This is a genomic window from Leclercia sp. UBA5076, assembly GCF_002416465.1.
Lineage (GTDB): Bacteria > Pseudomonadota > Gammaproteobacteria > Enterobacterales > Enterobacteriaceae > Enterobacter.
Map to the genome: position 1 here is coordinate 56,625 of NZ_DIAO01000021.1, position 14,772 is coordinate 71,396.

The 14,772-nt window shown below is 54.4% G+C and carries 23 protein-coding genes; all 23 read left to right on the forward strand.

Annotated features, from left to right (window positions below; translation table 11 throughout):
- Positions 1-20 precede the first annotated feature (20 nt).
- The 23 genes from B3X29_RS21415 to B3X29_RS21520 all read left to right on the forward strand — a co-directional run bounded on the left by B3X29_RS21415 (position 21) and on the right by B3X29_RS21520 (position 14,729).
- Positions 21-1,904 carry a toprim domain-containing protein gene (locus B3X29_RS21415; protein WP_290567530.1) on the forward strand — a complete coding sequence of 628 codons (1,884 nt, stop codon included), beginning with the start codon at positions 21-23 and terminating at the stop codon, positions 1,902-1,904.
- Positions 1,901-2,368: a transcriptional regulator gene (locus B3X29_RS21420; RefSeq protein WP_290567449.1), complete on the forward strand. Its 468-nt coding sequence runs from the start codon at positions 1,901-1,903 to the stop codon at positions 2,366-2,368. Before B3X29_RS21415 ends, B3X29_RS21420 begins: the two co-directional genes overlap by 4 nt.
- A complete protein-coding gene (locus B3X29_RS21425) occupies positions 2,365-2,562 on the forward strand; it encodes a hypothetical protein (RefSeq protein WP_290567451.1) in 198 nt (65 codons plus the stop codon). Before B3X29_RS21420 ends, B3X29_RS21425 begins: the two co-directional genes overlap by 4 nt.
- Positions 2,559-3,044, forward strand: a complete 486-nt coding sequence (locus B3X29_RS21430; protein WP_290567453.1) for a hypothetical protein — start codon at positions 2,559-2,561, stop codon at positions 3,042-3,044. The genes B3X29_RS21425 and B3X29_RS21430 overlap by 4 nt, the downstream gene beginning before the upstream one ends.
- Positions 3,041-3,445 (forward strand): ead/Ea22-like family protein, encoded by a 405-nt coding sequence (locus tag B3X29_RS21435; protein WP_290567455.1) that lies wholly within the window; start codon positions 3,041-3,043, stop codon positions 3,443-3,445. Before B3X29_RS21430 ends, B3X29_RS21435 begins: the two co-directional genes overlap by 4 nt.
- A gap of 4 nt (positions 3,446-3,449) precedes the next feature.
- Positions 3,450-3,719, forward strand: a complete 270-nt coding sequence (locus B3X29_RS21440) for a hypothetical protein (RefSeq protein ID WP_290567456.1) — start codon at positions 3,450-3,452, stop codon at positions 3,717-3,719.
- Positions 3,716-4,510 carry a DUF3850 domain-containing protein gene (locus B3X29_RS21445; RefSeq protein ID WP_290567458.1) on the forward strand — a complete coding sequence of 265 codons (795 nt, stop codon included), beginning with the start codon at positions 3,716-3,718 and terminating at the stop codon, positions 4,508-4,510. The genes B3X29_RS21440 and B3X29_RS21445 overlap by 4 nt, the downstream gene beginning before the upstream one ends.
- Positions 4,511-4,691: 181 nt before the next feature.
- On the forward strand, positions 4,692-5,144 hold the full coding sequence (locus B3X29_RS21450; RefSeq protein ID WP_250366115.1) for a recombination protein NinB: 453 nt from the start codon (positions 4,692-4,694) through the stop codon (positions 5,142-5,144).
- Positions 5,137-5,736: a recombination protein NinG gene (locus B3X29_RS21455; protein WP_290567460.1), complete on the forward strand. Its 600-nt coding sequence runs from the start codon at positions 5,137-5,139 to the stop codon at positions 5,734-5,736. The genes B3X29_RS21450 and B3X29_RS21455 overlap by 8 nt, the downstream gene beginning before the upstream one ends.
- Positions 5,733-5,930: a Lar family restriction alleviation protein gene (locus B3X29_RS22630; RefSeq protein WP_261643148.1), complete on the forward strand. Its 198-nt coding sequence runs from the start codon at positions 5,733-5,735 to the stop codon at positions 5,928-5,930. The genes B3X29_RS21455 and B3X29_RS22630 overlap by 4 nt, the downstream gene beginning before the upstream one ends.
- On the forward strand, positions 5,927-6,049 hold the full coding sequence (locus B3X29_RS21460) for a hypothetical protein (protein WP_290567461.1): 123 nt from the start codon (positions 5,927-5,929) through the stop codon (positions 6,047-6,049). The genes B3X29_RS22630 and B3X29_RS21460 overlap by 4 nt, the downstream gene beginning before the upstream one ends.
- On the forward strand, positions 6,046-6,735 hold the full coding sequence (locus tag B3X29_RS21465; protein WP_290567463.1) for a bacteriophage antitermination protein Q: 690 nt from the start codon (positions 6,046-6,048) through the stop codon (positions 6,733-6,735). Before B3X29_RS21460 ends, B3X29_RS21465 begins: the two co-directional genes overlap by 4 nt.
- Before the next feature lie 279 nt (positions 6,736-7,014).
- Positions 7,015-7,254, forward strand: a complete 240-nt coding sequence (locus B3X29_RS21470) for a phage holin (protein ID WP_277109247.1) — start codon at positions 7,015-7,017, stop codon at positions 7,252-7,254.
- The gene (locus B3X29_RS21475; protein ID WP_290567467.1) at positions 7,254-7,757 is read left to right on the forward strand and encodes a lysozyme; all 504 of its coding nucleotides are present in this window, start codon (positions 7,254-7,256) and stop codon (positions 7,755-7,757) included. The genes B3X29_RS21470 and B3X29_RS21475 overlap by 1 nt, the downstream gene beginning before the upstream one ends.
- Positions 7,747-8,199, forward strand: coding sequence for a lysis protein (locus B3X29_RS21480; protein ID WP_290567468.1), 453 nt, complete (start codon positions 7,747-7,749; stop codon positions 8,197-8,199). Before B3X29_RS21475 ends, B3X29_RS21480 begins: the two co-directional genes overlap by 11 nt.
- Before the next feature lie 265 nt (positions 8,200-8,464).
- On the forward strand, positions 8,465-8,992 hold the full coding sequence (locus B3X29_RS21485; protein WP_290567469.1) for a KilA-N domain-containing protein: 528 nt from the start codon (positions 8,465-8,467) through the stop codon (positions 8,990-8,992).
- A 158-nt stretch (positions 8,993-9,150) separates the two neighbouring features.
- The gene (locus B3X29_RS21490) at positions 9,151-9,429 is read left to right on the forward strand and encodes a hypothetical protein (protein ID WP_290567470.1); all 279 of its coding nucleotides are present in this window, start codon (positions 9,151-9,153) and stop codon (positions 9,427-9,429) included.
- 105 nt (positions 9,430-9,534) lie between these two features.
- Positions 9,535-10,173 carry a putative metallopeptidase gene (locus tag B3X29_RS21495; RefSeq protein ID WP_290567471.1) on the forward strand — a complete coding sequence of 213 codons (639 nt, stop codon included), beginning with the start codon at positions 9,535-9,537 and terminating at the stop codon, positions 10,171-10,173.
- A 32-nt stretch (positions 10,174-10,205) separates the two neighbouring features.
- Entirely contained in the window at positions 10,206-10,673 is a 468-nt protein-coding gene (locus B3X29_RS21500; protein ID WP_290567472.1) for a DUF2280 domain-containing protein, read from the forward strand.
- On the forward strand, positions 10,657-11,955 hold the full coding sequence (locus B3X29_RS21505; protein ID WP_023294173.1) for a PBSX family phage terminase large subunit: 1,299 nt from the start codon (positions 10,657-10,659) through the stop codon (positions 11,953-11,955). Before B3X29_RS21500 ends, B3X29_RS21505 begins: the two co-directional genes overlap by 17 nt.
- Before the next feature lie 12 nt (positions 11,956-11,967).
- Positions 11,968-13,437: a DUF1073 domain-containing protein gene (locus B3X29_RS21510; RefSeq protein WP_290567473.1), complete on the forward strand. Its 1,470-nt coding sequence runs from the start codon at positions 11,968-11,970 to the stop codon at positions 13,435-13,437.
- Positions 13,364-14,365: a phage minor head protein gene (locus B3X29_RS21515; RefSeq protein ID WP_290567475.1), complete on the forward strand. Its 1,002-nt coding sequence runs from the start codon at positions 13,364-13,366 to the stop codon at positions 14,363-14,365. Before B3X29_RS21510 ends, B3X29_RS21515 begins: the two co-directional genes overlap by 74 nt.
- A gap of 37 nt (positions 14,366-14,402) precedes the next feature.
- Entirely contained in the window at positions 14,403-14,729 is a 327-nt protein-coding gene (locus B3X29_RS21520; RefSeq protein WP_290567477.1) for a hypothetical protein, read from the forward strand.
- Positions 14,730-14,772: the final 43 nt, after the last annotated feature.

Consider the following 14,772-nt stretch of genomic DNA (forward strand, 5'->3'; position numbering starts at 1 on the left):
TTTGATTTGAGGGCATCATGATGACGCCGAGCCAACTTAGTGACCTGCTATGGAATCAGGTCGAAAGGGTAGCGAAATACCTGCTGCCCAACGGTAAGCGAGAGAGCCACGAGTGGGTGGCCGGAAGTATTAACGGGGAGTCAGGTAAGAGCCTCAAGGTTAATCTGGCAGGGAAGAAAGTCTGGTCTGATTTTGCAGAGGGAACCGCTGGCGATCTGCTGGACCTCTGGGTAGCCGTCAGGGATTGCGGGTTACACCAGGCGATGACCGAAGCCAAAGAGTTTCTGGGCATCAAGGACGACGACCACCACTTCGCAGCAAAGCAGCAAAAGAAATTCTCCCGGCCAGATCGCAAGAAAATCTCCCGTTATCTCACCAAAACCGAAAAGCACATCGAATATCTTGCCACTCGCGGTATCTCCGCAGAGACGGCGAAGTTGTACGAGGTTGCCGCGGCTAAGGTCTGGAACGGAGAGAGAGAGCTGGATGCGCTGGCATTCCCCTACAAGCGTGACGGTGAGCTGTTGCAGGTTAAGCGCATCAGCACCGAACGGCCTGACGGGAAGAAGGTCATCATGGCTGAGGGTGATTGCGAGCCGTGTCTGTATGGCTGGCAGGCCATCCCAAAGAACATGCGGATCGTCATCCTGTGCGAAGGTGAAATCGACTGCATGAGTTACTACCAGTACGGTTTCCCGGCACTGTCCGTGCCGTTCGGTGGAGGGAAGGGAGCCAAGCAGCAGTGGATCGAGTTCGAGTATCACAACCTGGACCGGTTCGATGAAATCTGGATCAGCATGGACAGCGATGAAGTAGGCCAGACCGCCGCCAGAGAGATCGCAACCCGACTCGGTGAGCATCGCTGCCGCCTGGTAAAACTCCCTCACAAAGACATCAACGAATGCCTGATGGCTGGCATCTCTTCCGATGACATCGTTGGATATCTGGAGCGAGCGTCGTTCTTCGATCCGGAGGAGCTTTACAGCGCCAGGGAGTTTTATCAGGACACCATCAACGCCTTTTACGGCAAAGAACAAAGCCTGTTCTACAGCCCATGGGAATGCCTGAATCACAACTTCGCGTTCCGCCAGGCCGAGCTGACGCTGGTCAACGGTGTCAACGGCCACGGCAAGACCGAAGTGGTAGGGCATATGGCACTGGAAGCCATGCGACAGGGGGTAAAGACCTGCGTCGCCTCGCTGGAGATTAAGCCAGGCATCCTGCTGAAACGCCTGACCCGGCAATCAACCTGCCTGAAACTGCCGCCGCAGCTTGAAATCGAATCGGCCTTCAAGTTTTACGATGACCGGCTATGGCTATTCGGCCTGACGGGTACCGCCAAAGCTGATCGGCTGATCGAAATCTTCACCTACGCCTGGAAGCGCTACGGCATCGAGCTGTTCATCATCGATAGCCTGATGAAATGCGGAATAGGGGATGACGACTACAACGGCCAGAAAGCGTTCGTAGACGCGCTGTGTGACTTCAAGAACAAAACCAATACTCACGTCCTGCTCGTCACTCATAGCCGCAAGGGAGACAGCGAGGAGAAGCCTACCGGCAAGATGGACGTTAAGGGTTCAGGTTCGATCACCGACCTCACCGACAACCTGTTCATCATCTGGCGCAACAAGGTTCGTGAGAAGGCCATTCAGAAAGACCAGCAGGGTGAGGAACTGGACGACAAGGAACGCAAGGCGCTGGCCGCTCCCGCATCTGTCCTGATGCTTGAGAAACAGCGTAACGGCGAGGGCTGGGAAGGCGGGATCCCGCTTTACCTCGATGCAAACTCGCACCAGTTCTTACCCACCGAAACAGCATCCCCGTACAACTACATCGCCAACATGCCGGTCTCTGAATACAACGAGGTCTGGGCAGGCGATAACGTGAGGCAAGGCACATGAACACCCGAGAAAAAATACTTCACCACCTTGAAACCAACAAACCTACATCACCCAGAGAATTCCACACTTTAACCGGCGCACCAAAATCCCGCATTACCCAACTCCTCCGGGAACTCACAGAATCAGGCCAACTTGAAATCTACAGCGCCCATAACGGCATCAAGCGTTATCGGTTGACCGAGCTTCATGCGAACCGGCGTAAAGCGGTACTGGACTATCTGGAGGCTGGAAACGAAGGAGCTTCATCGGCTATTGCAGCCGCGACAGGTCTTGAGATGCAAGTCACCTCGCAGATTCTTGCATCACTAAGCAAGCAGGGTGAGGTGCACCGGCAATGGCTGGGCCGAGCGAAAGTGTGGCACTACAGCAAGAGCGCACCGTACATCTTTGGCATGGCCAACCCTCTTAACAACCTATTCAATCAGTGCCTGGCTTCAGTCAGGGGCGGGAGAGCATCAGTATGAAACTCGACGACGTACAGAACCTGGCAATGTTCTTCAACATCGACGGCAACACGCTGGCTTTGAAGATGACCGCCGAGCAGAAGAGAATCATCACTCTCTTCGCATTAAGCACTGTCGGTGAGTCCGTAAAAATGGTTGTGGTGCCACACATGACATTGCCGGCAGACCCGGCCATGAAGGAGCAATCAGTATGAGCAGAGAACAATTCGAAGCATGGTGGGAAATTAATTATCACAACGGAAAACCTCCAAGATTCGGCTGGGCGGCCTGGCGCGATGGCGATGGCTACAAGATTGACGATGACGAATCGGAGCTTGATGGCATGTGGAATGCATGGCAGGCGGCTACTAACGCACTCGAAGCCAAGTGCTCGGCGCTGGCTGCTGAGAATGCGAGGCTGAAAGATGCCATTAGCAGCCATGCCGCTGGATTTACTGTCTGCGAAGCTTGTGGGGAGGAAAACATATCCGGAAATGATGATGTCTGTCGTGCCCTGAATGAAACCCCGGCCACCGATGCCTTCCTGGCTGAAGTGCGGGCTCAGGGGGCAGAGGGTTTCATCGATTTCTGCGGTGAAGAAAACTCTGTGTTTGTTGAGTCAAAAGCTTATTACCGCTCGTTGTCGGATGCTGTTGCAGAGTTCGCCGCCCAGCTTCGCCAGGAGGCGGCCCAATGAGCAACATCGACAAACAGGCGCTGCGTGAAGCGGCGGAGAAGGCTAACCCAGAACAGTATGGATATTACCTGATTGACGCATTCACTGACCTGGCAACCCCCGCCACCGTGCTGGCGCTGCTGGATGAGTTGGAAGCCGCAGATGCGCTGAATAAACATTTGGAGTTAGCAATCCGAAAGGCTGAGGGTTGTAGCGAGGCGTTAAGGCGAGAAACAGAAGCCGCAGAGAGGCATATCGCTGAACTGGAGGCGCGGGAGGTTGTGCTGCCGAGTACGCAAGATGTTCACCCATTAGGGCCGCAGTCGGCGAAGATTTTTTGTGAGTTTCACAGAAATATCATCAACAGATGCGCCGATGAGATTCGCAAAGTTGGCGTTAACGTCATCATCAAGGGGGAGTAGGGATATGGCTGAATTTACGAAAGAGCAGCTTATTTCGCGGGCGAGGATAATGATTCGCAAGCACAGGGAGATGCTGGCAATCAATCCTGACTATGACGGCATCGCGCGTGACGTTGAACTGTTCGAAATCGCACTGGCAGCGCTGACGGCTGAGCCAGAGGCGTATGTAGTCGGCAGTTACAGCTTGCTGCATTACCAAAGCCCTAAACTTGATGAATACATCGGAAAGTCAACTCCACTCTACCGCCTGCCACTGCTGGAGGGATTGAAATGATCCATCACCTGAAGATTTACCCTGAACACTTCAGCGCTGTTTGCACGGGAATTAAGCGCGCAGAGCTGCGTAAAAATGACCGAGATTTTAAGGTTGGCGACACCCTTCACCTGATGGAAACGCCCAAAGTTAGCTGCAACCCCACAGGAGAATTCATCAACGCAGTCGTCACCCACATCGCTGATGTGGGAGAGTGGTTGCCTGGCTATGTCATGCTGAGCATTGAGCGAGAGTCTGGCTACGCAGCACCACAGTTACCGCAGCCATCAGTGGTGCCGTCAAACGAATTACTTTCCGCGATAGAGGAGGTGCTGCGCATATCCGATCGCGACCATGAGGCATGGCATCGGGCAAGAAAAGTGATTGCGGATTTCCGCGCCGTCATGCTTCAGGGTGCCGAACCTGTAAGTCAGCGTGAGGAGTTGCCTATGGACTATCTGCAGGGCCACAAAGACGGTCTGGAGTGGGCTGCACGACTGGCAGAAGCTAATCACCCACAAACCGGCGACTGGCTTTACGATGACCCGCTGGAGTTGGCTAAGGCGATCCGCAAAGGGCCAGATATGCCAACTGCGCCTGTGCAGGGCTGGATTCCGTGCAGCGAGCGGATGCCGGAAGAAATCGGGCGCTACTGGTGCTACGTCGAAGAGCAGAACAGCTTGGGCAAATCACACTACCAGTGGAACTGCTCATGGAATGGCGACCGGTGGTGGGTTGAAAGTGAAAATGGCGGTCGCGTAACCCACTGGATGCCGCTTCAAGAACCCCCGAAGCAAACCGCTGAAAGTTGATAATCATTTCTCAAAACTAGTGGTATAATCACTGTGCCGCCGGAGTTGAACGCCCGGAGGTACCCCTGCGCATATAATGGGGACGTTATATGCGACCACAATCTGAACATCTTCACCTGTCACCGATGCTTTCCGGCACCGGCGATTTTCTGCATTCTGCGTTACCTCTCGGAGGTGGCGTATGAAGGCCCAGCAATTCCACCTCGTTAACGACACCGTTAAGCAGAACGCCATCAACTTCATCCGTGAGTTGCCGGTCGATGCTAAGCGCCCGCTGATTCTCGATATCAAAGAGATGACCCGCACGCTTCAGCAGAATCGGAAGCTTTGGCCGTTGCTGAAAGACCTCTCCGACCAGGTTCTCTGGTTCGGCAACAAATACGATTCTGATGACTGGAAAGACCTGATCACCGCCATGGTCGCCAAATCCAAAAAACAGGAGCAGCGAATGGCTCCCGGAATTGATGGCGGCATTGTGATGTTCGGGCAGCGGACCAGCAAGATGACTGTGCGCCAGATGGTTGAAGTCATCGAGGCTATCTACTGGTTCGGCACTCAGCAGAACGTCAAATTCAGCGACAAATCCCGCCTCGAAATTGAGTGGGCCAAGCAGTGGGGTGAGCGCAATGCGTAAGCTATCCCACCCCAAGTGCAAAGTATGCGGAGAAAAGTTCATCCCTCAATACGACAACATCCGTTGGTGCTGTCCGGAACACGGCGCTATCTACGCGCTGGAGCTGCGAGCCAAGGAGAAGATTAAGGCTGAGGCTAAGCGCATCAGGGAGAAGCATCAGGCCGAGAAAGAGAGCAGGGATCGCCAGGCCAAAAAACGCCTTGAGGTTAAGCCGCTAAGTTACTTCGCAAAGCAGGCACAGCAGGCTTTCAACGAGTTTATCCGGTACCGGGATCGGCATCAGCCATGCATCAGCTGCGGTCGCTACCATGACGGGCAATACCACGCAGGACACTTCCGCACGACCGGCGCTAACCCGGAGTTGCGCTTTAACGAAGACAACTGCCATCGCCAGTGTGCCCCCTGTAATAACCACCTTTCAGGCAACCTGATCGCCTATCGGCCAGCGCTTATCGCCAAGATCGGCCAAGCCCGCTTTGATGCCCTGATGGGGCCGCACGAATTACCGAAATGGAAACGCGACGACTACATCCGGATCCGAGATGAGTACCGCGCCAAGCTCAAAGAACTGAAACAGCAGGAGGCAGCATGATTTACGACCTCAAACTGCCGCACTGGGCATCGCTGCTCAACTGCCCATTCTGCGGCGGTGAAGCGGAATTAGTATCTGATGGTGATGGTGTCTATGCGGGATGCGCGAACAAGCCATGCCTGATTAAGCCGATAACAGACACCTACCCAACTAAGCGAGATGCAATCCGCGCATGGAACCGGAGGCCAGCATGACCCGCGACCAGATAGCCCGATACCAGGCCGAAAGCGTTATGCGCGCAAAGATGCCGCCAGTAGCAAAGCACAGCCAGAACCAGACCAAAACCAAACAGCCAGAGAGGGCCGCAGCGTGAATACACAATACCTGGAATATGTACGCCAGCAGCTGATCGTTGCGACTGCCGATCTGAGTGGTGCAACTAAAGGCCAACTGGTCGCCTTTGCTGAAAACGCCATGTTCACTACTACCCCGCGCAGCTGTTCCCGCGTGAAGGTGATTAACCCGGCAAACGGGAAACTGGTTAACCCGAGCAACCCTCCGATCCCCGGGCAGCAGTCGCGCGCTAAAGGGTCGCATATCCCTCTGGTTCAGCCGGTCGAATACTCCACCGCGTCGTGGCGCCGGGCGGTCATGTCTCTCGATGAGCACCAGAAAGCATGGCTACTCTGGAATTACAGCGAGAACGTGCGCTGGGAGAACCAGGTGTCGATTACTCAGTGGGCATGGGCTGAGTTCAGGGCGCAGCTGGGCGTGAAGAAGGTGGCCGGCAAAACGATGGAGCGGCTGAGGGCGCTAATCTGGCTGGCGGCGCAGGATGTGAAAGCTGAACTGGCCGGTCGGGAGGCATACGAGTATAAGCAGCTGGCTGAACTGGTTGGCGTGACAGCAAAGAACTGGTCAGAGACGTTTACCGATCGCTGGGTGGAGATGAAACGCATCTTCCTGCGCCTGGATAGCGGCGCTTTATTGCAGGTAACGCGATCACGTTCACAACAAAAGGCAGCAAATTACGACATAAGTCTTGCAAAACTGGATTGAAACGCATATATTTCATGTAAATCTGATATCGTCGCCATAGCTTTGGTTGTCGACCGAATCACACAAAAGAGCCCGAGGTTAACACCTTGGGCTTTTTCGTGTCTGGAATACCCTACCTGGGACTATAAGCGCATAGCGCAACGCAGCACCCATCGATTGGCGGACCAGAACCCGCCTTTTTTACTCGCGCCCATCCATACAGCCAACCACTTACCCTCTAACGCCGTGGGTGAGGCGCACCCTACACACAGCACCCGCATAAAACGCGAGGTGAGAGAAATGTCCAATATGAGCAAATTAGCTTCTGGCGCTGCCTATGGCGCATCAGCCGGGACGGTAGCTAATGGCGTACTGACCCGGCTAAGCCCTGATGAATGGAGTGCCATTGGCGTAATTGCCGGTATTGTTGTGGCGCTTCTGACATTCGGGATCAACTGGTATTACAAGCGCAAAACCACGCTGGCGCAGATAGAAGCTTTCCAGCGCTGGCCTAACCCGCAAGCCTTCAAGGAGGAGTGATGCCATTCTCAACTCCTTTGCGAAGAAAGCTGATCGGGGCGGCAGGGGCTGGTGCCCTCGCTATAGCAACCATTTTCCTTGGTGGCCGTGATGGCGTGGAAGGCCGGAAGTATGAGGCCTACAAGGATGTCGCCGGGGTATGGACGGTTTGTGATGGTCATACAGGTCGGGACATTGTCATCGGGAAGAAATACACCGATCGCGAATGTGATGCTTTGCTCTGGAAAGACCTTCAGCCAGCGAAGAAGCAGGTAGACAGGCTGGTAAATGTGCCTCTCAACGAATACCAACGCGCAGCCCTCTACAGTTTCGTGTTCAACGTCGGAACGGATGCATTCTCCAAATCAACCCTTCTCCGCAAGCTGAATAAAGGCGACCAGGCCGGGGCATGTGAAGAGATGCGCCGGTGGGTATATGCAGGCGGCATGAAGTGGAAAGGCTTGCAGAATCGCCGGGAGATGGAGCGCTCTATGTGTCTGGCGGAGAGTAAAAATGACCTCTAAAGCCTGGCTGATAATCGGCATCGAGCTGATTTTATCCCTCCTGGTTATTTACGTTCTGCTCGGTCAGGTAAGCGATGCCAAGAAACGCGCTGATGACGCTGAGCAAAGCCTGTCACTGGCAAAAGCCACCATCACCGACATGCAAACCCGTCAGCGTGATGTAGCTGCACTGGATGCCAAATACACGAAGGAGTTAGCTAATGCGCAAGCTGAGAATGACAGGCTTCGTGCTGATGTTGTCGCTGGTAAACGTCGGCTGCAAATCGCCGCCACCTGCTCCAGAGACGAAACCACCGGAGCCACCGGCCTGGTTGATGGCTCAAGCCCTCGACTTACAGCAGATGCTGAACTCAATTATTGGCGTCTCAGAGACGGGATTGCCACCGTCACAAAGCAACTGACCGGCCTGCAGGCGTATGTGCGTGAGCAGTGCCTCAAATAATACGGAGGTGAGCATGTATTCGTATGGCGAAAGACCGCCTACGCATTCCCCACTGCAATGCCGGGGTCATGCATCCGTTACCACATGAATAATCAAGCCTCGCAATAGCGGGGCTTTTTATGCCTACAGCAAACCCGCGCATCTCACGCGCACTTCACAACGAGAGCCTTTCAGTAAGCGAGCCTGAGAAAAGCCGTTATAGGTGGCGACCTCTCTCGGGCGGCTTTTCTGTGAGACAGGCTCACTTTCTAAAAGGTAAATCGCAATGACATACCCAACAGTTGCAGTAAACGGCGTATCCGTTCGAGTAGATGACGATGGCCGTTATAACCTCAACGACCTGCATGCAGCAGCGGTCTCCAATGGAGAGGCCACTGAATCACAGCGTCCAAGTAACTTCATCAAAAGCGCGCAGATAAGACGCTTTGCTGACGAACTGACCGAAGCTACGAAAATAGCTTCGACTCGGGTAGTTAAGGGCGGCACTGAATCAGGCGTTTGGGGCCTCGAGTTGCTCGCGATTCGATATGCGGCGTGGCTGAGTCCGAAATTTGAAATCCGGGTATACAACACCTTCCGGGAAGCGGTACTCAGCGGCATCACCAATATGTCTCGCCTCAATCGGCTTGACCTTCTGATCGCCAATGAGACCAAAGAAGTCAGCTCCTGCGCCCGGGCAATGAATAAGTGGGGCGTCGGCGGTCGCAAGAAGCTTCTCAACTGCGCTCGTGAGCGGATCGTCAGCCAGATGGATCCTGACATGGTCACGCTGATGGAAGCGAAAGCAGGTTAGCCAACGCAGAATTGCGTCGGCGGAGTAGCCATTCCAAAGCGTCCTATCCCGGGCGCTTGATAATGGTGACAAATATCTCAATTTTTATTGTGGTTGACATAAAATCCTTTATTTTCATTGTGATATAATCATCAGGCATCAATGAAAAGGAGGTGCATATGTTTGAGGTGATAATGTTTGGCGGCGGGGAAAACGGTAACATTACGCATACAGAAAAGATTGAACGCGTAATTAAATTGTCCGACCCACGCTTTCAACACCACCCGATTGTAAATGGTGTAGCTACCGCTCCAGAGATCGAATACCGAGTTGTCGAGTTCCTGCTTGATGGCTCAATATATCTGGTTGGCTACCATGGGAATAAGCCAAGCGATGCTGTTATTAGTTCTCACATCAGGCATAGCGATCCCAAGCTCAAGCCATACAAAACACTGTAACCGCCTCCGGGCGGTTTTTATTGCCATCACCATGGGCAGACTCATCGTAATGGCTATAACGGTTAAATCGTAGTTAAGCCCCGTAGGGGATAAATGGAGCACCCCATGTCAATCGATGATGAGCGCAGGCCATATCCACCGGTTAACTTCATCAGCACCGATAACTGGCAGCCCTACACCAGACTGATCCCCGCAAACGAAGTGCATGAGTGGATAAACCGCCAAATCGTGAGCGATACCGGCAGCATCCATAATCCCGACCATGGGCACCTGTTAGAGGCTGACCTCTGCTTTATGTGGGCATCTGACTCATTCGCGAAGAAAGGGCGCTACGTTCTCGGCCAGGCTGAACAGTTAATGCTCCGCGCAGGTGGTTGGCAGAAAGCCAGAATGGAACAGCAGATGCATGAATGGTTCGGGCGCATCCCGAAGTTCATCATCACGCTGGCGGCCGATTACTGTTCACAGTGCAGTGACCTCGAATTCTGCGCATTGGTAGAGCATGAGCTTTACCACATCGCCCAGGCCACCGATGATTTCGGTGCGCCGAAGTTCAACAAAGAGACCGGGCAGCCAGTGCTAACACTGCGCGGCCACGACGTCGAAGAGTTCGTTGGTGTCGTACGCCGGTACGGTGCCAGCAAAGAGGTGCAGGAACTGGTGGACGCGGCCAATGCGCCAGCGGAAGTGGCTCAAATCGATATCGCCAGATCATGCGGAACGTGCATGCTGAAACTGGCTTAACTTTATGACTGATTATGACAGGCAGGTGATTTATGGCGGCACTGAAAGGTGAGGTCAAAGCCTTCATCGTTCAGTCTCTTGCCTGCTTTGATACCCCCTCTCAAGTGGTTGAGTCAGTCAAAAAAGAATTTGGCCTGGCGATACCCCGTCAGCAGGTCGAATCCCACGACCCGACAAAAGCAAACGGCAAAGGACTGGCGCAAAAATGGGTGGACATGTTCAACGCCACCCGCGAACGCTTCCAGACAGAATTAAGCGATATCCCGATCGCCAACAAAGCCTATCGTCTCCGTGCGCTTGATCGGATGATGACCCGCGCTGAAGGAATGAAAAACATGGCGCTGGCTGCCTCGCTGATGGAGCAGGCCGCCAAAGAGGTTGGCGACGCGTACAGCAACAAACAGAAGGTCGAGCACACCAGCCCGGACGGCAGCATGTCACCTAGACCGACGACAATTCGCCTGGTAGGAGTTGACCCAGCCAATGGAAAGCCAAGTTGACCTCCAGATACCCGCCAAATTAGTACCCGTATTCGCGACAGAAGGCATTCGTTATCGTGGGGCTCATGGTGGGCGCGGTTCCGCAAAGACGCGCACGTTTGCACTAATGACCGCCGTTAAAGCGTACCAGGCTGCAGAGGCCAATATCAGCGGCGTGATCCTCTGTGCACGCGAATACATGAACTCGCTTGAAGAGTCCTCCATGGAGGAGGTGAAGCAGGCCATTCGCTCCGTTCCATGGCTTGATGATTACTTCGACATCGGCGAGAAATACATCCGGACGAAGAACCGCAGAGTCAGCTACGTATTCTGTGGTCTTCGCCATAACCTAGACAGCATCAAATCCAAAGCGCGAATTCTTGTAGCCTGGGTTGATGAGGCCGAATCGGTATCCGCTACTGCATGGAAAAAGCTTCGCCCGACAGTTCGAGAAGAAGGCTCAGAGATTTGGGTCACCTGGAACCCGGAGAAGGACGGCAGCGCCACCGATAAGCTCTTCAGAAAGAACCCGCCAAAAAGCTCGATGATTGTCGAGATGAACTATGTGGACAATCCATGGTTCCCTGCGGTGCTCGAGGAGGAGAGGCAGGAAGACCTGGCAAACCTCGATTACGCAGACTATGCGTGGATCTGGGAAGGCGCTTACCTCGAAAACTCCGACAAGCAGGTGCTGGCAAACAAATACGTCGTGCAGAGCTTCGAAGACGATCTCTGGCAGAAATCAGAGCGCTTGTTGTTCGGCGCCGACTTCGGATTCGCAAAAGATCCCAGCACGCTTATTCGCATGTTTATCCTGGATAACAACCTCTACATCGAATACGAGGCTTACGGAAACGGCGTTGAGCTCGACGACATGTGGAAGTTCTACGCTGGGAAAACCGACGCCACGCCGAAGCAAATTGCCGATTGGAAGGTTACAGATGAGGCTAAATTCCCTGGCATCCCTGAAGCGCGTAAATGGCCTATCAAAGCCGACAACTCCCGCCCTGAGACCATCAGCCACATAAAAGGGCAGGGGTTCAATATCTCCGCCGCTCAGAAGTGGCAGGGTAGCGTAGAGGACGGCATCACCTGCCTGCGTGGGTTTAAGAAGATCATCATCCATCCTCGCTGCAAAGAAACAGCGAAAGAGGCGCGGCTTTACTCGTACAAAACAGACCGGATCACTGGTGAAGTTCTGCCGGTTATTGAAGACAAAAATAACCACTGCTGGGATGGCGTCCGGTACGGCCTCGATGGGTATATCAAGCACAAAGCGCAAGTCGGCGCAGTATTCTTCTAAGGAGCATCGCCAGTGAGCGAACAAGATAACGGCCTTAAACTGGCTGTGAACAACCTCGCCACTGAAATGAGGCGAGCGAATTACCTGAATGCCATCGGTATCGGTGGCGGAAATACGAAGCGCCCGACGCTTTACCAGGAATTTGGCTATCCGCGCACGATCACCTTCACCGACTTCTACAACATGTACCGCCGCAATGCCGCCGGGTTCGCTGTTGTGCACCGTCTGTTGGATGGGTGCTGGCAGGATTACCCGGTCATCATCGACGGTGACGAAGCGGAAGAGGCGAAAGAGACCAATCCGTGGGAAAAGAAAGTCACCAAATTCATGAAAAAGCTGTGGTCGAAGGTTAAAGACGCTGACCGCCGCAATATGGTGGGCCGTTATTCCGCGTTACTGCTGCAGGTGAAAGACAATAAACCCTGGAGCGAGCCAGTCGACATCAAGCTGGTGAAGTCCCTCGGTGAGTCTGCACTGGTGAAGCTGATCCCCGTATGGGAGCCGCAACTAACCGTCGCTGACTGGGATAACGACCGCCTCTCGGCCACCTTCGGCCAGCCGTTGATGTTCAACTTCAATGAGCAGCCGGTGGGCGATGAGCAATTTGTCGGGCCCATGCGCGGTGAGCCGGTGCACCCAAGCCGGGTGATCCTGTTCTGTGAAGGTTCAGAGGATGAAAATGTCCTGTCTGGCATCCCGCTGCTTGAGGCTGGCTATAACAAAGGCTTGGACCTCGAGAAAGTATCGGGTGGCGGTGCCGAAGGCTTCCTGAAGAATGCCAGTCGCCAGATTGCCGTTGAGTTCAGCAAAGAAACCGACATGGCTACGCTGGCTGACCAAGCTAAAGCAGCTGGCTATAGCGATCTCGGCGAGGCGATGGGTGATAAGGTCAACAAACTGAACCGCGGTACCGACGCAGCAGCCGTAATGCAGGCCGGGCAGATGCACGTTCTCAGCGTTACGCCTGGCGACCCGGGGCCGACGTGGGAAGTTACCGCGAACGAACTGGCCGCATCCGTGCAGATCCCGTTCACCATCCTGTTCGGGCAGCAGACCGGACGCCTGGCGAGCGACGAGGACAAAACCGACTGGGCCATTCGCCGCAACACGCGTCGCAACACTTTCCTGACCGACCGCATCACCGCGCTACTCGAGCGCTTCTGGACGCTGGGCATCATTGACCCGCCCATCAATGGCGAGGTCACTATCCAGTGGAGCGATCTGCTGGCGCCAGGCGAAAAAGAGAAAATCGAGAACATGTCAAAGCTGGCCGATGTGGTTCAGAAAACAACGGGCATGTATGGCGGTGAAGCACCGGTCACCATCAACGAACTGCGGCAGGTGGTCGGGCTTGAACCGCTGCCTGAGCCAAAAGAGCCGCCGAAACCGGACGATAAGGTAACAACCGATGATCCACTGGCCGATGACACCAGAACAGAAGGAGAAGGTGGGCCTGCCGATAGTTCCGCGCAGCAAAGTTGACCCGACGCGATCGGCAAAGCTGGTCACCGCGATGTTCCGGGATATCGAAGAGCGGTATCTCGGCATCAAGCGCGCGCTGAAAGCGCTGTTTGACCAGCGTCTGACCGGGCGTGAGCGCGAGGTTAACAGCCACACCTGGCACTTCCTGTGCCACGTCAACGGTGATGACCAGAGGCTCTACCAGGTCAATGCCGGGAAGTTCATCTACGACATGACCCCGCAGGAGCTGGCGGAGCTGCTCGAGGCTGTGCAGGGTATCCTGGATGACTACCTGCTGGACGGTGGCGAGAACAACCAGTGGGCGATGGATTACATCGTCGCTGAGGCGCAGCGCGGCACGCTGGAGGCGTTCAATAACCTCTCGCAGCAATCGCCTTACTACGCCAGCCAGACAACGCTACAGCAGCTTTTGAGCAGCCCCGGTTATCAAAACCAGATTGCCTCCGCCAGGCTGGCAACGTTCAGCGACTGGAAGGCGATCAGCGATGCCGCCCGGGCAGACCTGACAGGCATCATAACCGATGCGGTGGCGCGCGGGGTCAATCCGCGGGAAACGGCCAGCGTCATCAGCAAGCGCCTCGATGTGTCGATGAGCCGGGCCAAGGCGATTGCCCAGACCGAACAGGTCGGCGCGCTGCGGCGGGCGCAATGGAACGAAACGGACTGGGCCGCCGACCGGCTGGGGCTTAACACCGGCCTGCTGTGGCTATCAGCACTCAAGCCCACTACGCGCAGCTGGCACGCCAGCCGTCACGGCAGGGTCTACACCACCGAAGAGGTGCGCGACTTTTACGCTGTGAACGGGAACCGGTACAACTGCTACTGCAGCCAGATCCCGGTGCTGCTTAACGACGACGGCAGCATCTTCAATGAAGGGCTGGCGGGTAAGTTGGCGAAAGAACGCAAGCAGTGGTCCGTAACTTCATGATATAAAAAACATGAGCATTAACTAACAAGGAGAGCTCATGTTCTTTAATACTAATTTGCACCTTGGCGTCGAGGGAACTCGCAACCCGCAAGATGGCTCATGCCTCGGTATTATCACAGCATTTAAATCAGAAGAAACGGAAGATGGGAAGACCTTATCTTTCACTGCTAAATGGCATGAAGATGAAAATGCAGCAAAACTTTGCGTGGATTACCTTCGCCGCAACTTAGGTAAAACGTTCGTTTGCTGGCTGGGTGAATCTGAGGCATCAGCTTTCTCTGGCGTGCTTATTGGCCTCAAAACTCACTCAGATCTTCTGAACAATATTTACTTCAGCCAGATCGAAGTTGTTTTTAAAGTTTGACTGTAATTTTTTTCTAAAGGTCGCTTCGGCGGCCTTTTTTATT